This is a genomic window from Pontibacter sp. MBLB2868, from assembly GCF_051904785.1.
In the GTDB taxonomy this organism is placed as follows: Bacteria; Bacteroidota; Bacteroidia; order Cytophagales; family Hymenobacteraceae; genus Pontibacter.
Genome location: NZ_CP196710.1, coordinates 1,636,660 through 1,660,444, shown reverse-complemented (window position 1 = coordinate 1,660,444; position 23,785 = coordinate 1,636,660). Strand labels below are relative to the sequence as shown.

Below are 23,785 nucleotides of genomic sequence, written 5' to 3'. Positions count from 1 at the left end.
AGGATACCATGAAACCAGAAGACATAGACAAATTATTCCGCGAGCGTGTGGGTAACACCTCCCCTACGCCGCCATCCGACCTGTGGAACCGTCTGCAGCAAAGAATTGAGGAAGAACTGCCTCAGCCTAATGTTATTCCACTGGCTGCTGAATCAAAGGAGGAAAAGAAAAACTTTATGTGGATCTACTCTTCTGTGGCTGCGACACTTTCTTTGCTCCTGACAGTAGGCATCGTGTTCTACAATATCAAAACTATCCCGGAGATCAGCGAAAAAATTGCCGTTGCGGAGAAACCTGTGTTGCAGGAAACCCCAGTGTTCACAGCACCTGCATCCGAGACGATTGCACAGGTAGAACCAGCGCAAGAAAAAATATCTGAACCTCAGGCAACCGTTGATGCAACTCCTGCATCTACTACTACAGAAACGGTTGCAAAACCTGCTACCATCGCCAAGGCAACAAAAGATGTACATCAAAATAAGGTTACCAAAGCAAGTATAGCAGTTCAACCAAAGGCATATGTGCAGAAGGCCATTGCCTCGAATACCCCGACTGAGAAACCAGTAGAAACAGCCACAGTAGTTGCAACTGATAAACCAGTTACTGCTAATGCCCTGGCTGGCAACACTGCTGCTTCCAGTGCAAACATGAATGCCGAACCTGTTGAGATCATCATTAAGCGCTCAGCTGCCCCGCAGACTGCCCTGGCAGCGGCAGAAAACGAGCCTAGTGGTTTCGACAAAAAGACCCGACTCGCCAAGAACATCTTTAAGCAGGTGCGCAACCTGGCTAATGGTGAAGAGGTGGAGTTACAGGCCCTCGGGATACGCGCTGACAAAGTGGCATTGGAAACACAGATCGGAAACAAAAAACTTTCAAAAGTAATTAATCTCTAACCCTACAAAACCATGAAACGAGTACTACTAATCATGGCCATTTTCATGGCCGCAGCTACCGGTGTGTCTGCCAAAGGCGGTCCTACCCTTGCAGAACGACTTAACCCGGGCCAGGACACCATTGTTGTAAAGATGGCAAATGGCGCCAAACTGATCCTTCAGCTACAAAATATGCAACAGCTTCAGGCTTTCCAGAACTACAGCCTCGACTCCCTGATGCGTGATATAAACCTTTATGTAGCCCGCGTGGATCAGATGGAGAACACGAACCAAGACTCGAAAGAGATGGTTGTAACCTTTAACAAGGAGAAAGCAGCCGACGGTAAATCTGAACAGGTAACAGTAACTGTACAGGAAGATCCTAAGAAAAAAGGAGAAAAGCAGGTAGAACACCACGAGATCAAAATCAACAAGACATTTAAAATAGATGTTGAAATTGAGGAAGACGGCGACGACACGAAAGTAAATGTAAATGTGCCGGACAAGGCTGAGAGAGACAGTACAAAAGCAGCTTATAAAGAAGCTCACTACAAAGCCACTCGTTTTAACTTTGATGTGGACCTTGGCCTGAACAACTTTGTAAATACCGAAGGCAACGCCATCCCTGATCTTAAGCCACTAGGGTCGCGGTATGTAAGCCTTAACCTGCACTTAAACTCCCAGTTAGGAGGTCGTAAAAGCCCTGTTTACCTGGTTTCTGGTTTAGAGTTCGCTTTTAATAACTATATGTTCGAAGATAACATTCTGGTAAATGATGTAAATAGCATCACAAGCTTTGAAGTAGCTTCAGACCGTAATTTTGATAAATCAAAGCTTACACATTCTTCTGTGAATTTGCCTCTGATGCCAATGCTGAAATTTAAGCGGGAAAATGGTAAAGAAGGCTTTAAGATTGGAGCAGGTGGTTTTGCAGGTTACCGTCTGGGCAGCCACACCAAGTTGAAGTTTGAAGAGGATGGTCGCTCTGAAAAAGAAAAGACACGCGATAATTTTAACCTGAGTGAATTTCAGTATGGCCTGGAAGGCGTAATTGGATATGGTGGTCTGGACCTGTTTGTGAAGTATAATATGAATGACCTGTTCAAGGATAACCGCGGTCCGCAGGCAAACGTGATCAGCTTTGGTTTGCGCTTATTAAATTAAAAATTGTTTGTGATCAGGTGAGTGTAAGCGAGGGGCTTTTAAGCCTCTCGCTTCTTTATTGCTAAGAATTTCGCATAAAGTTGTCAATAATAATAGCTGTGGCCGTGGCAACATTCAACGACTCGGCTTTTCCGAAGGCAGGAATTTTAATGAGTTGATTTACTTGTTGGGCAACCTCTTTACGAATGCCATTTGCCTCGTTGCCCAGCACAATTATACCCTCCGGCTTTAGTTGCATGGCGTGCAGGTTCTTACCATCTAATGAGGCACCATAAATTGCATATGCATTTGTGTGCTCTTTTAACCAGGCAGGCAGATCAAGATAATATACCTTTACCCTGGTAAAGGAACCCATGGTTGCTGCGATTACCTTTGGATTATAAAAGTCTGCACATGTTTCGGAACAAACAACAGTATCAATGCCGTACCAGTCAGCTATCCGAATGATAGTGCCAAGGTTGCCCGGGTCACGGATATCATCCAGGGCAATAGTCAGATCTGTTGGCTTTAACCGGAGCTTTGGTAACTGACGCATGCCGGCTACTGCTAATCCGGCGTTGTTAGTTGCAAAGGTGCCTGCTTTAATTAGGTCCTGCTCTGTAACAATCTCATAGTTAAAACCTTTATCCAGTATAGCTGTATGCTCCCTGTAAAATGAATCTGTTACAAATAAATGTTGCACCTCAAAGTCTGAATGCAGCAATTCCAGAACACTTTTTGCACCCTCCACAACAAAGGCTTGGTGTTGGTTGCGGTATTTTTTTACTTGCAACGAGTTAATGTACTTTATAACTGCTTTAGACAACATAGCTTGTTAATCGTTTGAGACTACGAGTATACATATACGCCCTTGTAATTACAATTTTCGGCCTGTACGGTTGTATTCCTACCCGCTATCTGGGTGAGGATGAAAAGCTGTTGGTAAGCATTCAGCCCAAAGGCTTAAAAGAAGTTGATCCTACTGCTATACAGGCACTTTACCAGCAAGAACCTAACCGCATAGTGCTCGGCTCGGCTCCATACCTGGCACTTTACAACTTCGGTAAAAAGTTTTATGACCCGCAAAAAATACAGGAGAAAATAGATTCACAGCGAGCAAAGGCCAAACTTAAAATTGAAGAAGCAGGCACTGACTCTGCCAAAGTCCAGAAAATACGCACAAAGTTTGATAACCGTATAGACCGGTTACAGGAGAAAAAAAAAGAAGGTAACTTTTTGATGCAAATTGGTGAGCCGCCTGCAATTTATGATTCTACTGCCATGGCCCGGACCATGGATCAGATTGATATATACCTTAACTCTATCGGTTACTTTAATCACGAGGCAAGCTTTACAAAAGACGTAGAAAAAGATAAGCTGATGTATGTAACCATCAACATAGATGAGAACATACCCTATCGCTTCTCCGATCTGAGCTATAGTATACCTGACACAGCCATACTTCATATTGTACAGGCAAACGCAGGGAGGTCGCTGTTACAGGTTGGCCAGATCTATAATGAGGAACAGCTGAGCCAGGAAAGAGACAGATTATATAATTTGCTCAAAAACAGGGGGTATTATGATTTTGCACGTGCCTATATTGAGTTCGAGGTAGACACCTCCTTTTCAGCACACACAGCACAGGTGCAAACAATTATACAGAGTCCGGACCAGGGTGAACACAACGTTTATACTATTAAAGATGTTTACTTTAAAACGGATGTGGACAGGTTCGGAATTCCCCGCGATACTATCAGCTTTAAGGGGATAGATTATGTTGCTTACCGGCATAAATATTCTACTGAGATACTGGATAAGAAGGTAGACATCTATCCTGGTCAGCCATACAGCCAACTCAGGACCGCAACAACGCAACGAAAGCTATCGAACCTGGATGTGTTCCAGTTTAATAATGTTCAATACAAAAAAATACAAGGCACAGACTCTACCTACTTTCTTAACGCTTATATCAATGCTATTCCGGCCAAAAAATTTCAAGAAACCACTGAAATAGGTATGAACTTTACTGAGCGCAGGCCTGGGCCTTTCGCTTCGATCAGGTTAAGAGTCAGGAATGTGTTTAGCGGAGCCGAGAACCTGGATATTGGCCTGCGGGGCGGCTATGAGGCTCAGATTGGAATTACCGATGATGACCAGACGGTGATCATTAAAGAGTTTGGGGGTAATGTTGCCCTTTCTTTTCCGGTTATCCTGGTACCTTTTACCAATAAAAATCTGCTGTCCGATTTCAGCCCACGAACAAGGTTTTATACTGGCTACACAAACGAAGACAGGCGCGAATACCAGCGCACTAATTATGAGCTTGGCCTGGACTATATCTGGCAACGTGCCCGTACACCCCTTCAGCCACCCATCATGCAGTACATCTTCTCTCCTGTTAACATCAACATTATTCAGGTAGGGCGCATCTCAGAGGCTTTTCAGAACAGGCTTGAGCAGGATAGCCTGAACAGGGGAAGCAGATCACTGGCAGAAAGCTTTAAAAGTGCTTTTATCTCTTATATGTCTTTCAATTTTATATACAATACCAACGACTTCACACAGTCCAGGAATGCCCGCTACTTCCGTACGCTGGTTGAACTTGGTGGCATTACCCAACAGCTCGGGCTTGATGTAAATATTGGTAATTTACGTACTTTCCAGTATGGCAAGATAAACCCGGATTACAGGCGTTACATACCACTGGGCAACCAACGCTATTTTGCTTACCGGTTAAACACAGGTGTTGCTTCTCCGCTTTTTAGCTCCAATGTACTGCCCTATGATAAACACTTTTTTGCCGGAGGTGCCTCCAGTGTGCGTGCCTGGCAGTCCAGGAGGTTAGGATTAGGTTCTTTTCCGGCCACCTATACAACGGTTGATGGTGACACGATCAGGGACTTTATCAGTGAACAACCCGGCGAAGTATTACTGGAGGGCAGTGCTGAATACCGCTTTAATATTTTCAGTTTCCTGAATGGAGCATTGTTTGTGGATGCAGGCAATGTGTGGCTGCTGAAAGAAGATGCCGGAAGACCAGGTGCTAACTTTGCCTTTAACCGCTTTTACAAAGAAATTGCAGTAGGTACAGGTTTTGGCATTCGTTTCGACTTATCAGTTGTCGTACTTCGTTTTGACCTGGCCACCAAAGTATATGATCCTACTGCACGCGGCAGTAGATTTGTATTCGACGAGTTTAAGTTTTCTCAAATTTTAACAAGAAATAACCAAACCTCTCTTAACATAGGAATTGGTTATCCCTTCTGATCTCCCCTACCTCCAGACTCAGTTTGAAATGTAATGCAACTGCACTGTGCCTTGCCAGCTCCGCATTGTGGTAATTTTTTTCCTCGGTCAGTTATTATAGCATTCTTTCCAAGCAATGTTAAACCTGCTGCTTAGGCTTACCGGCCGATACTTTATTGCACCAAATAACCTGAAAGAGTGTTTGTACACGAATAGTTTTATAGGACTATACAAATATTAAATATATTAAATAATCGCGATTCCAGGTTATTTATTAAACTCCCTGATTTTTTAAAAAATTATTTATTGAATAAACATGATGGGTATAACTATCAGGTATATAGCTATATACTAAAGCTTTTGTGCATCTTTTCTTTAAGATGAAATAGACGTTTTTAAAAAAAACTTAAAAATTAGCTGCAGGAGGGCTTTTTTAATGTTGAAAAATATATATAAGTTTATGAAGGATAATGAGTTAGATAGTGCAGTTGAAATTGTCCGTAATGCATCAGTGAATATCAGTTGATAAATACTAAAAATGCATATACTACCCATACTCTACGCACCCTATGAAACAAATTTTACTCACCCTATACTCCATAGGGCTGCTCCTGCCTTTATTGGCTTTTGGAGAAGGCTCAAAGCAACTAACACCCTATACTACATCTGCCGCCACCACCGACAAAGAGAATACCACTGTTGGTTACCTGCAGCACGACGATAACGGGAACCAGACCATTTCCTTCGGATTTCTTAAACCAAATACATGGTCTGTTACAGGTGCATCTTTTATAGAGGATTACCGCATGTACGTCAGGTTAAAGCCGGGTGAAACTGTATATTATGGTGTTAGACGAAGAGTTACCAATGCAAATGTGTTACAGAATGATCTGATACTAACCCTTAAGTATGGATCTGGTGCTGGCACTGTAGTTCAAACCACTACCCTTGTTCGTGATCAGACCAGTGTAAATCATAGTACTTTGCTGCCTACTATCGGAAATGGAAAAGGGACTCCTCAATATGGTGTTATAGCCACACCATTAGAAGCTCAGAATGGTCCGAACTATGGTGTTAGAACAAATGGGTATAACGCATTAGCCTACACAAATACTACAGGTGTAACGAATGACTTTTACCTTGAATTTACCCAGGTGGGTGAAGCAGCTATGCTCGCAGATCAAAAGAAAAGCTGGTACGACCTCTGGGATCTAACCGTTGTGGGTACTGACAGGCTGGAAAAACCGGGTAGGCTTTTTTCCAAGCAGTGGTCATTTACGGCAGGCGCATCTTCTAATGTTTTATCTAAAACATTTGCGTTTTACCCGCTTATCCCCAATCAACTTGACGGCACCACTTATTACGTTAAAAAAATCACACTGGCAGGTATGCGCCCCTTTGGGTTTAGGTTTGTAACCAATCAGTTCGGGTCTTCTTCTAAGTATGGTACTACTTTTCAGGAAAGGCGAAAGAGTCAACTGGAGCAATCTGATTATTCTGAATATCTGAACTTTGTAAATAACCCGGATCCGGAGATGTGGCCAAGCGCTCCTGACCCCAATTTTTCTTTCACTGCCAGTACAATTTGCGATGGGGCACAACCGACCATCGAATTTACGAGCAATGCCGGCGTACCTTCTACTTTTATGGTGTTGATTGATGTGAACGGGGATGGGTATAAAACAAATACTGCCGATGTAAAGATTGAAAACACCTTTGCAGCAGGCATAAACAAACTTACCTGGAATGGCCGGGATTCATACGGGAATATTGTTCCAAGCGGTACTACACTCAACTATTCCTATAAAAGCTACACCTCTCCTATGAACTTTCCGGTATTTGATGCCGAGGGAAATGCATCCGGTTTTAAGTCAGAGAATGTCAGACCCGTACCTAGCACTGTAAATGACCTCCTGTACTGGGATGACAGCAAGCTGCCTGTAAGTAAGTTTCCGTTGGCTACGCAGCAAGAGCTTAATGGTATAAATGCCAACACCGGCGCCCATTTATGGGGAGCTACTGCTGATAACGGAGATGGTTATACTGTAAACACCTGGACATACGGTTATACTTATACTAAAAACGAAACACTTGTTTTTACTTATGATTGTTCCCTGGATCTGGAGGTGACGAATACGGTGCCCCAAATAACATATTTTGAAGGGGATTATGCCTTTTTTACAGTGACAGTTAAGAATAACGGGCCCACAGCTGCAAAATATGTGCTGATAGATTATCCTGTATATGAGGGATTCACTTTTGTTAGCGCAAGCCCTGCTGTAGGAACTTACAATAGCTCAACCGGTAAATGGACTTTGTCGGTACCATTAGCTGTAGGCGAATCACAGGTTATGACTTTTAAAGCCATTGCCACCACAGTGGGTACCTGGCCTACAACAGCTGTGGTATCTTCGGATCAAATAGATACGAATAGTGCTAACAACACTTCAACTACTTCGCTCAAGGTATCTCCTTTGCCAAGCCCCATGCCAGTAACGATGAGTTCTTTTAATGCTTCTTCAGATACCAGAGGAGTAAAACTGGAATGGCTGACTGCCATGGAGCTAAACAATGATTATTTTGCTGTTGAGCGCAGTACTGATGGGAGAAATTTTACTGAAATAGGCCGTGTTCCCGGAAAAGGAAACAGTCAGCAATACATTAGGTATAATTTTCTGGATACTAAGGCACCTACTGGCGTACTATATTATCGTCTGAAGCAGGTAGATAAAGATGCGACACAACATTTCAGTATTATAAGGTCTGTTCAGGTGCTGGCTAAAAATACAACTTCAGCTAAGCTAAAGGTGTATCCGAATCCGGCCAAAGATTTTGTGAACCTGGATCTGACTATGCTGGCCCAAGGCTTGTATGATCTATCAGTTTTTGATACGTATGCCCGCTGCATAATGCAGCTTAACCATGTTGAAGGTGGTTCTGAAAGCGTTTTAGATATACAGTCACTTCCTGCAGGGGCTTATTTTATCCGGATACAGGGTAATAACCACGAACAGGTAGTGCAGCTGTTAAAGCAGTAGAAAATAAATTAATGCTTACTAAACCAAACAAGCCCCCGATTTACCGGGGGCTTGTTTGGTTTAGTAAGCTATAGTTCTATAATATTTTAAGGAAGGCTTAGTAGTTTAAAAGTTCTTCCAAAACAGCAGACACTTTTTCTGGATTAGGCAGCATCATTTTTTCCAACTCTACATTCAGTGGGATAGCAGGAAGATTAGCAGCTCCTAAGGTATAGATAGGTGCATCCAGCTTCTGGAAACAGTCTTTCGATAACCGGCCGGCAAGTGACTCCGCAAATGAGTTCATCAGTGGCTCTTCTGTAAGTACCAGTGCTTTCCCATGTCGTTCGACGGATGCACGCACAGTATCATAGTCCAGTGGGTTCAGCGTGCGCAAATCAACTATTTCCACACTGCCCGGGAATTGCTTTGATGCAGCCTTCGCCCAGTAAACACCCATACCATAAGTGATCACGGTCATGCTGTTGCCCATTTGCATTTCTTCCTCATCAGCCCGCTGAACAACATTAGCTACGCCTAACGGAAGTACATAATCCTCATCGGGTTCAACAGTTTTGGCATCTTCTGTTCCGGCAACTTTAGACCAGTATAAGCCTTTATGCTCGAGCATAACTACCGGGTTCGGATCCAGGAAAGCAGCTTTCATCAAGCCTTTCATATCGGCTGCGTTGCTTGGGAACACTACTTTTATACCACGTATATTCAGTAATGTTGATTCTATACTTCCGGAATGATAAGGCCCACCGCCACCGTATGCCCCGATCGGCACTCTTATGACAGATTGTATTGGAAACTGGCCGTTGGATAAATAACAGCTTTTTGAAAGCTCTTCCACCAACTGGTTAATACCAGGCCAGATATAGTCAGCAAACTGTATCTCTACGATCGCTTTAGCCCCAACTGCAGACATGCCTGCAGTGGAACCCACTATATAAGCCTCCTGGATCGGTGTGTTAAATACGCGTGCATCCCCATACTTTTTTGCCAGCAAAGCAGCCTCACGGAAAACACCACCTAACTCCCCTCCTACATCCTGGCCATAGAATAGCGCTTCTGGATAGGTGCGAAGTATATCATCCACGGCATGTAGTGCTGCATCAACCATTATGGATTTCTCAGCTCCCGCGGGTGCCCTTTCCCCTTTTTCCTCTGTAACAGGAGTAGGTGCAAATTCATGCTGGTTAAAGGTAGCAGGTTCCGGGTTTGGTGCCTCCAGTGCACGGTGATAGTCTGCAGCTACTGTGCTTACAGCATCCTTTTCAAGCTGATCGATCTCATCCTGTGTGATATCAGCATCTAATAATACCTGGCGTAATTTAGGGATCGGGTCATTAACAGCATGCTGGTTCAGGTTATCTCCCCGGTACCACTCACGGCGTACACCGGAAGTGTGGTGGCCGAGCAAGGGAACCCTTGCATGCACCAGAATAGGACGTCGCAGTTTGCGTGCATATTCAAAAGCTACACGCATGCCCTCGTAAGACTCCTCAAAGTCGGAGCCATTTACCCGAAGGCGCTCTATCCCTTTAAAGCCGGCAGCATACTCGTAGGCATCCATTGCACGCATTTCCTTGCCTGTTGCTGAAATTCCCCAATCATTGTCCTGCACCAGGTATACAATCGGAAGCCCTTTCAGTACGGCCATCTGGAATGCCTCTGCCACTTCACCTTCGGTTACGGAACCATCGCCCAGGGAGCACAACACAACCGGTTTCTCATCCTCCTGCAGTAGTCCTTGTCCTTCCAGGTAAGCAATACCGTGCGCCATACCCGTCGCAGGAATTGCCTGCATACCAGTTGCAGAGCTTTGGTGCGGAATAGTTGGAAAACCATCACGCTTCAGCGATGGATGTCCGTAATAGGTGCGTCCACCAGAAAAAGGGTCATCTGCTTTTGCCATCAACTGCAACATCAGCTCATAGGGCTGCATGCCTATACCCAGCAAAATAGAATCATCGCGGTAGTACAAAGAGGCATAGTCATAAGACTTTAACTGTAACGCGGCTGCCAATTGAATGGCCTCATGTCCACGGGATGTACTGTGCACATATTTACTGCAAATAGCCTTATTTTCTTCGTAGGTGTCTGCCATGGCTTTGGCAGTTATCATTAGTCGGTAAGCTTTTTTAAGCAAGTCGAGGTCAAGCTTAACTGCTTCCAAAGTATCTTTTGACATATATTCGTTTCTTTTGCCCGAAAATACGAATTAATCCCCTTTTAGTAAAATTGTTGAGATGTTCGGTACTCCCGGCATTATTCGGTAATTTTGTACCATAAAGGCACAGGGTGCAGGCTAAAAGGCATCATTTATTATGTAGCAGGTAATCTGGCAGTGCAAATTGAACCCTGTTTTTATAAGTTCTATAGATAATAAGCGTGCATACTCGCTCAAGAGGTACGGTGTCTTGTGGTTAAATTCGATTGACTAAAAAAATGTTTCGAGATAAAGTAGAGGCGTTCATGCGCCAGTTTCAGAAAGACCTTTGCCAGGCACTGGAAACCTGCGATGGTGGTGCCACATTTAAAACGGATTCATGGCAGCACGAAAGCGGAGGCGGCGGCATTTCGCGTGTTATTGAAGGCGGTAATGTGCTTGAGAAAGGAGGCGTAAATTTCTCGGCTGTTCAGGGAGAACTTTCTCCGGCATTCCTTAAAATGCTGCAGATGCCTGATCCGGCTTATTTTGCTACCGGTGTTTCGGTGGTCATGCACCCTCACAGCCCCATGGTGCCAATCACGCACATGAATGTGCGGTATTTTGAGGCTGGCAACGGACAGGCGTGGTTTGGTGGAGGCATAGACCTAACTCCTATTTATGTTGATCTGAAGCAGGCTAAAGCGTTTCATGAACAGATGAAGGCAGTTTGCGACAAACACCACTCCAGTTATTACGCGGAATTTAAGAAATGGGCAGACGACTACTTTTATAATGAGCATCGCGAGGAAACACGCGGCGTTGGTGGCATCTTCTTCGACAGATTAATGGCTACAGATGAGATAAGCCTGGAGGATCGTTTCGCATTTGTACAGGATGTGGCCTATGCTTTTGCACCTTTTTATACTTCCGTGATCAATCAAAACCGTGATCTGCCTTTTGGTGAACAGGAGAAGCAGTGGCAACTGATGCGCCGCGGCAGGTATGTGGAATTTAACCTTGTGTATGATCGTGGCACCAAATTCGGACTACTAACCAAAGGGCGAATTGAGTCTATTTTGATGAGCTTGCCAACACATGCCTCCTGGCAGTACAATTTTACACCTGAGCCTGGTAGCCCGGAAGAGGAAACACAGCGGTACCTGAAAAAGGACATTGATTGGTTGAACGTTAACTAATATGGTTGAAGTGCTGGAGCAACTGGACAAAGAGCTGTTTGTTTACCTGAACGACATGCAAAGTCCTTTCTGGGATACGGTGATGGTTTTTGTTTCAGAGAAGCTGGTTTGGATCCCTTTTTACCTGGGCATCATCGCTTACCTGGTATGGCGCTATCGCAGGCAAAGCGTGTTGATGCTGTTAATGGCCATAGTTGCGATCGGACTGGCTGATTTTGTGGCCTCCGGTATCTTTAAGCCATTTTTCCTACGGCTTCGGCCCTGTCATGACCCTTCGCTGGCTGAATTTGTAAATCTGGTGAAAGGCTGTGGCGGCCAATTCGGCTTTATGTCTTCTCATGCTTCTACAAGCTTTGCTCTGGCGGTTTTTCTAAATCTCATTTTGTCAGACCGATACATTATTTTTAAAATAGTATTGGTAGCCTGGGCAGTTGTAGTATCCTACAGCCGTATTTACCTGGGGGTACATTTTCCGGGTGATGTTATTGGCGGCGCCTTACTGGGTTCGTTTCTGGCATATTTGAGCTCGCTAGGCTATACCATACTGTTGAACAAATACCCCTCCTTCGTGCGTTAAACCTTTCAGACAGGCTGTTGTTCTTCCTGTATTCACACGACAGCGAAAGGTTTGCGAATCACTACTCATACTTTCTTTTTAACGTTGCTTTTGCTCCTGCTACAGGTTTTAGCTTTAGCACAGTCCCCTGTTATACTTACAGGTACCGTATTGGACCAGGAATCCGGGACCGCATTGCCTGGTGCAACTGTTTACCTACAGGAAAAGCAATCGATTGGTGCCATTACCGGTAGTGATGGTATGTTTAAACTTGTTGCACCAGCGGGGATTTATACGGTTGTTGTCAAATCTATTGGTTATAAGCCACAGGAACAGTCCGTACTGTTAAACGAGAACAGGCAGCTGATTTTTCGACTCTCTCCGGCCGCCTACGATGTGCAGGAGGTACAGGTAATAACAAATCGAAAACCTCCCCTTACAGAAACTGCCGCCATGGGCCAGTTGGAAATCCCTCTTGAAACCATCAAGTCGCTGCCAGTGCTATTTGGAGAAACTGATATCCTGAAGACTGTTCAGTTGCTACCCGGTGTGCAAGCAGGTGGCGAGGGTAATACCGGTTTCTATGTCCGAGGTGGCGGAGCCGATCAGAATCTCGTGCTCCTGGATAAAGCTACTGTTTATAACCCCGGACATTTGTTTAATTTCTTCTCCGTGTTTAACAGCGATGCCATTGAGAACACCACAATTATCAAAGGCAATATGCCCGCCCGCTATGGCGGACGATTATCTTCGGTGTTAGACATTGGAATGAAAGAAGGCAATCCTGCTGATTATCAGGCAGAAGGTGGTGTGGGCCTGATCGCATCCCGGTTGACGGTGCAAGGGCCGGTACTAAAAGAAAAATCTTCTTTTATCCTGTCTGGCAGGAGAACTTACATTGATGTATTGACGAATCCTTTTCTGAAAGATACGGAACAAGGTGGCGTGCCGTATCACTTTTACGATTTGAACGGTAAGCTGTCGTATACCCTGAACAACAAAGACAGATTATACCTAGGCGGCTATTATGGTCGTGATGTTGGTCGCCTTAAACTTTCGGATGGCCGCTTTATTTCTGACTTCTTTTGGGGTAACAGTAACGCTACGTTGCGCTGGAATCACCTTTTCAGCGATAACCATTTCATGAATGCTTCAGCTGTTCTCAGCAATTACAATTTCGAGTTTAGCTGGGAGTATGGAGGTTATACTACTTTATTACAAACAGGTGTCCGTGATTATTCTGTTAACCTGGATTTTGATTTTACGCCAAATGTTAGGCATCACCTGGAATATGGCATTCAATATACTTACCATAAACTACTTCCCAGAACTGGCCAGGCAGAAGGTTTGGATGAAGTGAATTTCAAAACAGATCGTATCCGAACAAAATATGCACACGAAACAGCTCTCTACCTCTCTGATGACTGGAACGTAACGGATAAATTGCTGGTGAGCATTGGTTTAAGAAGCAGTTATTTTATGCAGGTAGGGCCTTTCAGCTTGTACCGGTTCAACGAAAATCAAATGGTAACGGATTCCACCCGCTACGGCGATGGAGAAAAAGTAAAGGCGTTTCAGACGCTGGAGCCTCGCCTCTCCCTGCGGTTTGAGCTTAACAAAAACGCTTCTGTTAAAGCCGCTTTTTCGCGATCAGCGCAGTACCTGCACTTAGTTTCGAATGCCTATTCAACGTTGCCCCTTGATGTCTGGGTGCCAAGTTCTGCCATCGTAGCTCCTCAAAAAGCCAGTCAGTTTGCCGTAGGGTATTTTCAAAGTATAGCAAATAACCAGTATGAAGGATCAGTTGAAATGTATTACAAAGACATGGAAAACCAGTTAGAATACCGGGAAGGCTTTGCCCCTGGCCCTAGTAACCGCGACCTGGAATATGAATTTGTTTCCGGAAGCGGGTTGTCGTACGGAATTGAACTCTTTTTACGAAAGAATTTTGGTGACTTGCAAGGCTGGCTGGGCTATACACTATCCCGGACCACACGCACTTTTCCAGAACTGAACGATGGAGAAACTTTTCCTGCCCGATTTGACAGGCGGCATGATGTTTCGGTGGTGGCAACTTATAAATTAAATGAACGATGGACCTTTGGCGGCACTTTTGTTTATGGTACAGGGCAGGCTACCACCTTACCGCAAAGGAGGTATGCCATAGAGGGCAACGTGGTTTACCAGTATGGGGACAGGAACAGTTTTAGAATGGAGCCAACACACCGCCTTGACCTTGCTGCGACCTTAGAAGCCAGGAAGCGAAAGAACTTAAACTCAAGCTGGACCTTCTCCATTTATAATGTGTATGGGCGGCGTAACCCCTTCCTGTATTACATTGATAATGAAGGATTGCCGTATAGTGGGCAAACGACCCTGCAGGCTAAAAAAGTCTCTATCATACCTTTTCCTCTACCCTCGGTAACCTGGAACTTCAGCTGGAAATAATATGAAAAGAATAGTGAATTTTATTTTGGGTGTTCTGATGCTCTTACAAACAAGCTGCGAAGAAAATCTTACCCTAGACATACCTTCCGGTGAAGAAAAGATAGTAGTAGAAGGGCACATCGAACAAGGATTGCCCCCGTTTATTATACTTACCCGAACAGTTCCTGTGTTTACAGAAGTGTCTGCGCAAGCTCTTGAAAATGCTTTCCTGCACAACGCGCAGGTTATAGTTAGCTACCGTGGTCAGAATTACCCGTTAACCGAAATAGCATCTGCTGCTTTAACCGACACTCAAAAGGAAATCATCTCCATGCAGTTTGGTTTACCTGTGGCCCTGTTGCAAGCCAATACCGGCTTTCCTTTTTATGTATATACTACGGATGCGCTTAAAGGAGAAATTGGCGGAAGCTATGGTCTTCGTATCAGCCACCAGGGTACGGTGCTTACCGCTACCACTACTATTCCTAGCCTAAATCCCTTAGATTCGCTGTGGACCATGCCTCACCCTGATCCTGAGCAGGACAGCTTAAAAATATTGTATTACCGTTACCAGGACCCGGACACTCTCGGGAATAGTGTGCGGTACTTTACAAAACGGAACAGTGAACCTTACTACCCAGGCCTGTTCAGCTCCGTTTTCAACGATGAGCTGATCAATGGGGGTACCATAGTGTTTCCTTTGGATCGCGGGGAACCGCGTGGACAGGCTGAGATTGATCAGGATTTGTACAGCTATTTTGGCAAGGGGGATACCGTAACAGTACGATGGGCAGCTATTGACCTGGATCATTTTCGATTCTGGAGCACCCTGGAGGGAGAACAGAATAGCAATGGAAGCCCTATCGGATCTCCTAATACCACGCGTTCAAACATAAAGGGCGGGCTTGGCATCTGGGGCGGTTACGGTGTTTCGTATCACAGATTAATTGTAAAATAACCTGCTCTCCTGTGCTTTAATGGCGCATTTTAGTGCCTATTTCCCTAGCAACCGCGCAACATACTTGCCGATAATATCAAATTCAAGGTTTACTGTGTCGCCAGCTTTTACAGTATGCAGGTTGGTATGCTCGTAAGTATAAGGAATGATGGCTACCGAAAATGAGTCACTCTTAGAATTGAAAACGGTCAGGCTAATGCCGTTTACACAGATAGAACCTTTTTCAACAGTTACATTGCCACTGCGGTCATCATACCGAAAAGTAAACACCCAACTTCCGTTCTCGTCCGTCACTGATTCACAGACCGCAGTCTGGTCAACATGGCCCTGTACTACATGCCCGTCAAACCGGCCATTTGCAACCATGCATCGCTCTAAATTTACAAGGTCACCTTGCTTTAAGCTGTTCAGGTTAGTTTTTTGAAGCGTTTCATCAATAGCCGTAACTACATACGCATCATCAGTAATACTTACTACTGTTAAGCAGACCCCGTTATGAGCTACGCTCTGGTCTATTTTGAGTTCGTGCGTAAAAGGGGAAGTAATGGTAAAATGTTTGTTCGTATTTTCGTCGCGAATAGCTGTTACACGGCCAAGTGCCTCTATAATTCCTGTAAACATAGTTATCTCTTTTGAAGCTCAAATTTAACATGTTTCTGTTCTTTATGCTCCCTCCGGGGTATATTAATCCGGATTAGCAGGGAGAATTATAAAACAGATGCTTATTTTCGCAAACATATCTTTCAACTACAGTATAACTGAATAGACTGTTTTAGAAAGAAACCTCATTAAGCTTATACAATAGAGAAATGCAGAATGACTCATATAAACATAAAGGCATGCGCCGTGCATTGGTCAATCTTTTGCGGGAAAAAGGAATCAGGGACCCACGTGTGCTGGCTGCCATTGAGGCTGTACCCCGGCATTTCTTTTTTGAAAAAGCATTTGTTGAGCAGGCATACCAGGATAAGGCATTCCCGATTGGAGAAGGACAAACCATCTCACAGCCCTATACTGTCGCGTTTCAAACTGAACTTCTGAACCTGAAGCCAACAGATAAAGTACTTGAAATAGGTACAGGCTCCGGTTATCAGTGTAGTGTGTTGCTACAGCTTACCCCCCATGTTTACACCATAGAGTACAACAGAGCGCTTTACGAAAAAGCCCTCATGTTTTTCCGGAAGTATGGCCTTAAGCCTCATACTTTTCATGGAGATGGGTCGCAAGGCTTGCCTAAGTATGCACCCTACGACAAAATTATTGTAACCGCGGGTGCACCGGGCGTACCAAAAGCGCTGGTACAGCAGTTAAATGTGGGTGGTTGCCTGGTGATACCGGTAGGAAGTGAAAGTAGTCAGAAGATGCTGCGTATTACACGGGTAGAGCCTGATGAGTTTACCAAGGAGGAATTTACAAACTTTAAATTTGTACCTCTTTTAGGGAAATCCGGCTGGGATTCTGAAAATTAATTTACCCTTAAAATTCCGTGGTGTATCTTTGCAGCTTCAAATAAGGCATAACTGAAATGCGTAAACAAAAAAAAGTACAGGATTCTTACGTTATCATGACCGAGCTGGTGTTGCCAAATGACACCAATACGCTGCATAACCTGATGGGTGGCCGCATGATGCACTGGATGGACATTGTATCAGCGATTGCTGCTCAGAAACACTCCAACCGCATCGTTGTAACTGCTTCTGTTGATAATGTATCTTTTTCAGAAAGCATCAAACTGGGTAATGTTGTTACATTAGAGGCTAAGGTTACCCGTGCATTTAATTCGTCTATGGAGGTACATATTGTAGTGTACGCCGAGGATATACCGAGTGGAAAGAAAATGATGTCGAATCAGGCATTCTTCACCTTTGTCGCTGTCGATCAGTTGGGTAACCCGATTGATGTGCCGGAAGCATTACCAGAGACGGAAGAGGAGATAAAGCTGTATGATGGTGCCCTTCGTCGTCGGCAGTTGCGTTTGGTATTAGCTGGCCGAATGAAACCAAGTGAAGCGAATGAGCTGAGATCTATTTTCGATATAAAAGAAGACGCACAAGGAAATTAAAATGGCGGGACTACAGGCAGAGCAATTGACAAATGAGTTTTTAAAAAACCTGTTTCCTGAAACCTTGTACCTGGTTAAGGATGATACAACATTGCCTGTTCCACCAGAAGAAGCACCTGTCATTGCTGCCCCTGTAGCCGAAGAACTGCCCACAGTAGCTGCGAAAGCAACTGTGCATCAGACGCCAGTACTTCCTAAAATTCCGGGTACAGAAAAACCAGCACCATCCGGGAAGTATAATGTAATTGGAAAGAATAACAGAGGTGTAGTAGTGCTGGTAACAGTTTCTGAAGCAGAGTTTCAGAAACTGCCTGAACTTGCATTCCTGCAAAAGATACTGTCTGCCATTGGTCTGAAATCAGATGATGTGGCATACCTGAACAACGTTTCAGGAGCCATTGCAAAGTTTGAAGACCTGAAACAAGAGATGCAGGTGAACTATATCATTAGTTTTGCCAGCCGCCTGGATACTGATCTTCCACATGAGAAATTCACGTTATACACTCCTGTTAAGGTTGGTGATGTACCTGTGGTTTTCTCTCTGGCACTGGCAAAGCTTGAAAATGATGTAGACCAGAAGAAATTGTTATGGGGTGCTTTGCAGCAAATGTTCTTGTAAAACAGGTAGCGTTCCTCATAAAAAAAGCCTATCCGGATTGGATAGGCTTTTTTTATGAGGACACTGTGCTATTAATCAAGCAAGGTGGCTAGTTTTGCCTCCAGGTCTTCTCCTCGTAATCCTTTAGCAATGATCTTGCCCTGCGGATCTAAAAGTATGGTCTGCGGTATTGCTGTGATATTATACGCCTGTGCAGCACTGCTCTCCCACCCTTTCAGGTCAGACACATGTGGCCAGGTAAGCTGATCCTTTTCAATGGCAGCCAACCACTTTTCCCTGGACTGATCCAGGGAGACGCCATATATTTCAAAGCCTGTCCCTTTGTTTTTATACTTGTTGTACATTTTTACAACATTCGGGTTTTCTTTGCGACACGGACCACACCAGCTTGCCCAGAAATCAATCAATACATACTTACCGCGCAGTGAAGAAAGTGATTTATTCTCTCCCCCTGGAGTAGCAAGCGTGATATCGGGTGCTACCTGGCCTATTGCTGTGCTGCGGTAGGGCTTTAAACGCTCGTTCAGCATGGCAGTATACTTTGAGCCCGGTATGTTCTGGCTAAAAAGCGTAGCCATACTATCAGCAAAAGGGAAGTCATTAACCGGGTCAATCAGGCTTGCAGTACCGAATGCTGCCACAACGGAATTTGGGTGCTGGGCAATAAAATCTTTTACACTGCGCTGTAGAACAGCATACTCCTGGCGGATCTTTTCAGCCTCAGCTTCATTGCCTTCCTGCATTGCCTTATTAAAGCGCTGCTCCAGTTCCATCTGCTTCATTCTGGATTCATTTACCAGTTTATTCAGCTGTTGGAAGAGTTCTGAATCCTGTGATCCCTCTACTTTTACTGTACCGTTCAGGTCCTTTGCATCAGCATCCACTTTTATTTTTCCGCTGTCGAGTACTAGCATAATACCGTTCTGCTGATCAAGGGAGATTCTGTAAAAAGTGGGCTCCGTTACATTTCCCTCAAACTTAAAAGTGCCATCCTCAGCAAGTTGTGCTGTATCGCGCGGCTCAAACTGCTGTTCACCTAGTTCATAAAGATAAATCTGTTTGCCAGAGGCATTTTCGATTTTACCCTGGAGTGTAAAATTATTAGTCTCGTTTGACGTGGACTTATTGCTTTGGCAACTAGCCATAACTCCTGCTGCAGATGCAGCAAGTATGAGGTTTCTAATATTCATATCTCTGGATTAAGCGTTTAAACCTTCGCGCAACAACTGATTTGCAACTTTAGGATCAGCTTTGCCTTTGGTCTTTTTCATGATCTCTCCCATAAACATGCCAACTAATGACTGTTTACCTGCCTTATACTCTTCTACTTTCGCAGGGTTTGCTGCCAGCACTTCCTGCACAATCTGTGCAAGTTCTCCTGAGTCAGATTCCTGCAACAGGTTTTGCTCCTCAGCAACTTTCTGAGCGTTAGTATCGGGATGCTCGAGCATGTAAGGGAATAATTTTTTGGATGCAACCGAGTGACTTACCTTGTTTTCATCTACTAAGGAAATGAGCTGGGCAATTTGCTCTGGTGCCAGCGGGAAGTCTTTGATGTGCAGCTGAAGTTCGTTCAGGTACGACTTTACAGGTCCCATCATCCAGTTAGAAGCAGCTTTATAGTTTGTTGTCTCTTTGCACAACTCTTCAAAATACAAAGCTATCTCTTTGGCATCGGTCAGTACTGCGGCATCATACTCAGGAAGCCCTAAATCATTTACGAAACGGTTATATAACTCCTGCGGCAGGCTTGGCATGGCAGCACGCACACTTTCCAGCCATTCGTGCTCAATAATAAGTGGCGGCAGGTCCGGCTCCGGGAAATAGCGGTAATCATTCAGCGTTTCTTTGGAGCGCATAGCGGTAGTTGAACCGGTATTAGCATCAAAATTGCGGGTTTCTCCATCTACCTTGCCACCATTTTCCAGTACCATGATCTGGCGTTCGATCTCATGCTCGATTGCGCGCTGCACGTTACGGAAGGAGTTCATGTTTTTAACTTCCACTTTAGTACCCCAAAGTGGTGAATCCTTCAGCATTACAGATATGTTGGCATCGCAACGCAGGGAACCTTCTTCCATATTGCCGTCGCAAATGTCCAGGTACTTTACCAGGCGCTTGATCTCTGTAAGGTAATTGTATGCTTCAACCGAATCGCGGATGTCTGGTTCAGACACGATCTCTATAAGCGGAACGCCGGCACGGTTAAAGTCAACCAGTGTCTCTATCTCACCAGGCAAGTGCATGGATTTTCCGGCATCCTCTTCCATGTGAATGCGGGTAATACCGATGCGCTTGTCATTCCCTTCCGCATCCTTTACGACTATATGGCCACTGGTACATACCGGTGTTTTGTCCTGCGTTATCTGGTAGCCCTTCGGAAGGTCAGGGTAAAAATAATTTTTACGTGCGTAAATATTATAGCGTGTAATGTCACAGTTCGTAGCCAGACCCATTTTTACGGCCATCTCCACTACTCTTTTGTTAATGCGCGGCAATGTACCCGGGTGCCCAAGTGTAATCTCACTTAAGTTGGTGTTCGGCATCATGCCATACTCTGTAGAGTCGGATGAATAAGCCTTGCTCTCAGTAAGAAGCTGTGCGTGTACTTCCAAACCAATAATAGCCTGGTATTTATCTCTTATCGCTTTATCCATTTTTATAAGAATTAATGCCTGATGTATAGTTTACCTTCAGCATTACCTGTTTATAACTATTCTCCGGCATTATTATTACTCTTTATGCTTTGATCATTTGCTTTACAAGTTCAACAGCTTTACCTGGCACTGCATTAAGGCCTGCTGCATCTTTTCCGCCTGCTGTGGCATAGAATGGCTGACCGCCTCCACCACCTTTAATCTCTTTAGCTAACTCACGCACCATCTGGCTGGCATTCATGTTCTTGTCCTGCACCAGGTTGTCTGAAAGCATAACAGCGATCTGTGGTTTCCCATCAATTTCAGCAGCCAGCACAAGCACCAGGTTATCAACTACCTGACGCATGTCAAAGGCAAGCTTTTTCAGGTAATCCGATGAACTCACATCCACCTTCTCAGCAACCAGGTTAATACCGTCAAGCTGCTGTGCATTTTTTGCCAATGCATCTTTCAATGAGCTCAGTTGCTTTAACTCAAACTGTTCCAGTTGTTTCTGAAGCGCTTTATTATCTTCCTGTAACTTCTCTACAGCCCCGGATACGTTGCTTTGCGTATTAAGTACTTCACGTACGGCGTGCAGTTCGTCTAGCTGTGCCTGCACAAATTCTTCCGCTGCTTTGGCAGTGATAGCCTCAATACGACGAACGCCGGCAGCAACAGAACTCTCGGATACGATTTTGAAATAGCCGATCTCACCAGTATTATACACGTGCGTACCTCCACAAAGCTCAACCGAATGTTCACGGTCAAATGCGATCACACGCACATATTCGCCATACTTTTCACCGAACAGGGCGGTGGCACCCATGTCCTTTGCTTCTGCAATTGGCATGTTGCGCTGCTCCTCCAGCGGAATGCTCTGGCGCACACGCTCATTCACGATATGCTCTATTTCACGTAACTGTGCCTCTTCTACTTTGGCAAAATGTGAGAAGTCGAAACGCAGCACTTTCTCGTTCACCAATGATCCTTTCTGCTGAACGTGCTCACCTAATACTTTTCTTAAAGCAGCGTGCAGTAAGTGCGTAGCAGAATGGTTTTTACGTATGTAGTTACGGCGCTCAATATCGATCTCACTGCTGAATCCGGCTTCTACATTTTGTGGCAGTTTAGCCGTAATGTGAAGTATAAGGTCATTCTCTTTTTTCGTGTCAAGTACCTCTACCTGCTCAGAATCTGAGATCAGGTAACCCGTATCACCAACCTGTCCGCCACTTTCAGCATAGAAAGGCGTGCGGTCAAGCACGATCTGGTACTCACTCTTATTCTTGCCTTTCACCTGGCGGTAACGCACAATGTGTGAGTCTACTACATTGCAGTCATAACCAACAAATTCTGTAGTTACATCCGGCTTAAGTATAACCCAGTCGCTTTGCTCTGTGGCTGAAGCGTTTCGTGAGCGGTTCTTCTGTTGCTCCATCTCTGTCGCAAAACCAGCTTCATCCACTGTAAAGCCTTTTTCTCGGGCAATCAGTGCTGTCAGGTCCAAGGGGAAACCAAAGGTGTCATACAGTTCAAAGGCGTTTTTGCCGTCAATCACGTTACCGTTTTGTTTGAACTTGTCCTCCAGCGCATCCAAACGCTTCAAACCATTTTCCAAAGTACGCAGGAACGCATTCTCCTCTTCCTCGATCACACGCTGTACGAAACCAAGCTGCTGTTTCAGTTCCGGGAAAACGTGTGCTGTCTGCTCGGCCAGTACCTCTGTCAGTTTATATAGGAACGGCTTTTTGAAGTCAAGGAAAGTAAAGCCATAACGTACTGCTCTGCGCAGGATACGACGGATAACATAGCCGGCTTTGTTGTTTGATGGCAGCTGTCCATCGGCAATGGTGAAGGCAATGGCACGAATGTGGTCCGAGATTACACGGATGGCAATGTCTGTTTTCTCATTCTCCCCATAAGTTACACCTGCTTCTTTGGCAACGTACTGGATCAATGGCTGGAACACATCGGTATCGTAGTTGGAGCGCTTGCCCTGGATAGCCATACACAAACGCTCGAAACCCATACCGGTATCCACGTGCTGCGCAGGCAGTTTTACCAACGAGCCATCAGCCAGGCGGTTAAACTCCATGAATACGTTGTTCCAGATCTCAACTACCTGAGGGTGGTCGTTGTTCACCAGAGTTTTTCCATCCACCTGTGCTCTCTCCTCGTCTGTGCGAAGGTCTACGTGAATTTCGGAACACGGACCACAAGGCCCTGTATCACCCATTTCCCAGAAGTTGTCCTTTTTAGACCCCATCAGAATACGGTCTTCAGCGATCATACTTTTCCAGATGTCATAGGCATCCTGGTCCATTGGCAGGTTCTCTGATTTGTCTCCCTGAAAAACGGAAACGTACAGCCTGTCTTTTGGCAGTTTATATACTTGCGTTAGCAGCTCCCACGACCACTCCAACGCATCCTTCTTAAAATAATCACCAAACGACCAGTTACCCAGCATTTCAAACATGGTGTGGTGGTAGGTGTCGTATCCTACTTCTTCCAGGTCATTGTGCTTACCACTTACCCTGAGACACTTTTGCGTGTCGGCAATGCGTTTATACGGTGCAGGTTTGTTGCCCAGGAAATAATCTTTGAAAGGCGCCATACCTGAGTTAATAAACATCAAGGTTGGATCATCCTTAACCACGATCGGTGCGGAAGGCACCACCTGGTGCTGCTTTGAAGCAAAGAAGTCGAGAAACTGTTGTCTTATCTCAGCTGAATTCATGTATGAGTATTAAGCATTTAGATACTTCGTGCTATACTTGTTGTTTAATAACAAAAAATATAGAATTTTTGCCTTATCGAAACACGTAAAAGAGGTGCATTCTGAAAGGCCTAATAGAGGCAAAAGTAGCATTTTTTAGGCGTAAACAG

General features: G+C 44.8%; 17 protein-coding genes. 11 read left to right on the top strand and 6 right to left on the bottom strand.

Annotation, left to right across the window (positions count from 1 at the left end; translation table 11 throughout):
- Positions 1-8: 8 nt before the first annotated feature.
- Positions 9-896, top strand: coding sequence for a hypothetical protein (locus ACSX1A_RS07080; RefSeq protein ID WP_439882922.1), 888 nt, complete (start codon positions 9-11; stop codon positions 894-896).
- A 12-nt stretch (positions 897-908) separates the two neighbouring features.
- Positions 909-2,039, top strand: coding sequence for an outer membrane beta-barrel protein (locus ACSX1A_RS07075; RefSeq protein ID WP_439882921.1), 1,131 nt, complete (start codon positions 909-911; stop codon positions 2,037-2,039).
- A 61-nt stretch (positions 2,040-2,100) separates the two neighbouring features.
- Here the strand turns inward: ACSX1A_RS07075 and ACSX1A_RS07070 are convergent, their stop codons facing one another.
- Positions 2,101-2,847 carry a TrmH family RNA methyltransferase gene (locus ACSX1A_RS07070; protein WP_439882920.1) on the bottom strand — a complete coding sequence of 249 codons (747 nt, stop codon included), beginning with the start codon at positions 2,845-2,847 and terminating at the stop codon, positions 2,101-2,103.
- 14 nt (positions 2,848-2,861) lie between these two features.
- Here ACSX1A_RS07070 and ACSX1A_RS07065 point away from each other — a divergent pair, with 14 nt between their 5' ends.
- Both ACSX1A_RS07065 and ACSX1A_RS07060 read left to right on the top strand, forming a co-directional pair.
- Positions 2,862-5,288, top strand: a complete 2,427-nt coding sequence (locus ACSX1A_RS07065) for a BamA/TamA family outer membrane protein (protein ID WP_439882919.1) — start codon at positions 2,862-2,864, stop codon at positions 5,286-5,288.
- 548 nt (positions 5,289-5,836) lie between these two features.
- On the top strand, positions 5,837-8,305 hold the full coding sequence (locus ACSX1A_RS07060) for a T9SS type A sorting domain-containing protein (protein WP_439882918.1): 2,469 nt from the start codon (positions 5,837-5,839) through the stop codon (positions 8,303-8,305).
- A 97-nt stretch (positions 8,306-8,402) separates the two neighbouring features.
- Here the strand turns inward: ACSX1A_RS07060 and ACSX1A_RS07055 are convergent, their stop codons facing one another.
- On the bottom strand, positions 8,403-10,481 hold the full coding sequence (locus ACSX1A_RS07055; RefSeq protein WP_439882917.1) for an alpha-ketoacid dehydrogenase subunit alpha/beta: 2,079 nt from the start codon (positions 10,479-10,481) through the stop codon (positions 8,403-8,405).
- A gap of 257 nt (positions 10,482-10,738) precedes the next feature.
- On the opposite strand from ACSX1A_RS07055, the gene hemF reads away from it, so the two are divergent.
- Genes hemF through ACSX1A_RS07035 form a run of 4 tightly spaced genes read left to right on the top strand, consistent with a single transcriptional unit; the run spans position 10,739 to position 15,579 of the window.
- Positions 10,739-11,638 (top strand): oxygen-dependent coproporphyrinogen oxidase, encoded by a 900-nt coding sequence (gene hemF / locus ACSX1A_RS07050; RefSeq protein WP_439882916.1) that lies wholly within the window; start codon positions 10,739-10,741, stop codon positions 11,636-11,638.
- A 1-nt stretch (position 11,639) separates the two neighbouring features.
- Entirely contained in the window at positions 11,640-12,215 is a 576-nt protein-coding gene (locus ACSX1A_RS07045) for a phosphatase PAP2 family protein (protein ID WP_439882915.1), read from the top strand.
- Between the two features lie 51 nt (positions 12,216-12,266).
- Complete coding sequence (locus tag ACSX1A_RS07040) at positions 12,267-14,642, top strand: TonB-dependent receptor (protein ID WP_439882914.1); 2,376 nt, start codon at positions 12,267-12,269, stop codon at positions 14,640-14,642.
- 1 nt (position 14,643) lies between these two features.
- Entirely contained in the window at positions 14,644-15,579 is a 936-nt protein-coding gene (locus ACSX1A_RS07035) for a DUF4249 family protein (protein ID WP_439882913.1), read from the top strand.
- 36 nt (positions 15,580-15,615) lie between these two features.
- On the opposite strand, the gene ACSX1A_RS07030 is transcribed toward ACSX1A_RS07035, so the two are convergent.
- Positions 15,616-16,200, bottom strand: coding sequence for a riboflavin synthase (locus tag ACSX1A_RS07030; RefSeq protein ID WP_439882912.1), 585 nt, complete (start codon positions 16,198-16,200; stop codon positions 15,616-15,618).
- Positions 16,201-16,388: 188 nt separating this feature from the next.
- Between ACSX1A_RS07030 and ACSX1A_RS07025 the strand changes: the two genes are divergently transcribed.
- Genes ACSX1A_RS07025 through ACSX1A_RS07015 form a run of 3 tightly spaced genes read left to right on the top strand, consistent with a single transcriptional unit; the run spans position 16,389 to position 18,260 of the window.
- Positions 16,389-17,048 carry a protein-L-isoaspartate(D-aspartate) O-methyltransferase gene (locus tag ACSX1A_RS07025; RefSeq protein WP_439882911.1) on the top strand — a complete coding sequence of 220 codons (660 nt, stop codon included), beginning with the start codon at positions 16,389-16,391 and terminating at the stop codon, positions 17,046-17,048.
- A gap of 56 nt (positions 17,049-17,104) precedes the next feature.
- Positions 17,105-17,641, top strand: coding sequence for an acyl-CoA thioesterase (locus tag ACSX1A_RS07020; protein WP_439882910.1), 537 nt, complete (start codon positions 17,105-17,107; stop codon positions 17,639-17,641).
- Position 17,642: 1 nt separating this feature from the next.
- The gene (locus ACSX1A_RS07015; RefSeq protein ID WP_439882909.1) at positions 17,643-18,260 is read left to right on the top strand and encodes a hypothetical protein; all 618 of its coding nucleotides are present in this window, start codon (positions 17,643-17,645) and stop codon (positions 18,258-18,260) included.
- A 71-nt stretch (positions 18,261-18,331) separates the two neighbouring features.
- Here the strand turns inward: ACSX1A_RS07015 and ACSX1A_RS07010 are convergent, their stop codons facing one another.
- From ACSX1A_RS07010 to alaS, 3 genes are all read right to left on the bottom strand, one after another.
- Positions 18,332-19,450 carry a redoxin domain-containing protein gene (locus ACSX1A_RS07010; protein WP_439882908.1) on the bottom strand — a complete coding sequence of 373 codons (1,119 nt, stop codon included), beginning with the start codon at positions 19,448-19,450 and terminating at the stop codon, positions 18,332-18,334.
- A 9-nt stretch (positions 19,451-19,459) separates the two neighbouring features.
- Positions 19,460-20,917 (bottom strand): Asp-tRNA(Asn)/Glu-tRNA(Gln) amidotransferase subunit GatB, encoded by a 1,458-nt coding sequence (gene gatB, locus ACSX1A_RS07005; RefSeq protein ID WP_439882907.1) that lies wholly within the window; start codon positions 20,915-20,917, stop codon positions 19,460-19,462.
- An 82-nt stretch (positions 20,918-20,999) separates the two neighbouring features.
- Positions 21,000-23,636 carry an alanine--tRNA ligase gene (alaS, locus tag ACSX1A_RS07000; protein WP_439882906.1) on the bottom strand — a complete coding sequence of 879 codons (2,637 nt, stop codon included), beginning with the start codon at positions 23,634-23,636 and terminating at the stop codon, positions 21,000-21,002.
- Positions 23,637-23,785: the final 149 nt, after the last annotated feature.

Bases quoted from the DNA above. Each gene is read 5' to 3' on its own strand.
- alaS (WP_439882906.1), bottom strand. From the start codon at position 23,636: ATGAATTCAGCTGAGATAAGACAACAGTTTCTCGACTTCTTTGCTTCA.
- ACSX1A_RS07080 (WP_439882922.1), top strand. From the start codon at position 9: ATGAAACCAGAAGACATAGACAAATTATTCCGCGAGCGTGTGGGTAAC.
- hemF (WP_439882916.1), top strand. From the start codon at position 10,739: ATGTTTCGAGATAAAGTAGAGGCGTTCATGCGCCAGTTTCAGAAAGAC.
- ACSX1A_RS07030 (WP_439882912.1), bottom strand. From the start codon at position 16,200: ATGTTTACAGGAATTATAGAGGCACTTGGCCGTGTAACAGCTATTCGC.
- ACSX1A_RS07035 (WP_439882913.1), top strand. From the start codon at position 14,644: ATGAAAAGAATAGTGAATTTTATTTTGGGTGTTCTGATGCTCTTACAA.
- ACSX1A_RS07055 (WP_439882917.1), bottom strand. From the start codon at position 10,481: ATGTCAAAAGATACTTTGGAAGCAGTTAAGCTTGACCTCGACTTGCTT.
- ACSX1A_RS07045 (WP_439882915.1), top strand. From the start codon at position 11,640: ATGGTTGAAGTGCTGGAGCAACTGGACAAAGAGCTGTTTGTTTACCTG.
- ACSX1A_RS07020 (WP_439882910.1), top strand. From the start codon at position 17,105: ATGCGTAAACAAAAAAAAGTACAGGATTCTTACGTTATCATGACCGAG.
- gatB (WP_439882907.1), bottom strand. From the start codon at position 20,917: ATGGATAAAGCGATAAGAGATAAATACCAGGCTATTATTGGTTTGGAA.
- ACSX1A_RS07070 (WP_439882920.1), bottom strand. From the start codon at position 2,847: ATGTTGTCTAAAGCAGTTATAAAGTACATTAACTCGTTGCAAGTAAAA.
- ACSX1A_RS07075 (WP_439882921.1), top strand. From the start codon at position 909: ATGAAACGAGTACTACTAATCATGGCCATTTTCATGGCCGCAGCTACC.
- ACSX1A_RS07025 (WP_439882911.1), top strand. From the start codon at position 16,389: ATGCAGAATGACTCATATAAACATAAAGGCATGCGCCGTGCATTGGTC.
- ACSX1A_RS07060 (WP_439882918.1), top strand. From the start codon at position 5,837: ATGAAACAAATTTTACTCACCCTATACTCCATAGGGCTGCTCCTGCCT.
- ACSX1A_RS07010 (WP_439882908.1), bottom strand. From the start codon at position 19,450: ATGAATATTAGAAACCTCATACTTGCTGCATCTGCAGCAGGAGTTATG.
- ACSX1A_RS07015 (WP_439882909.1), top strand. From the start codon at position 17,643: ATGGCGGGACTACAGGCAGAGCAATTGACAAATGAGTTTTTAAAAAAC.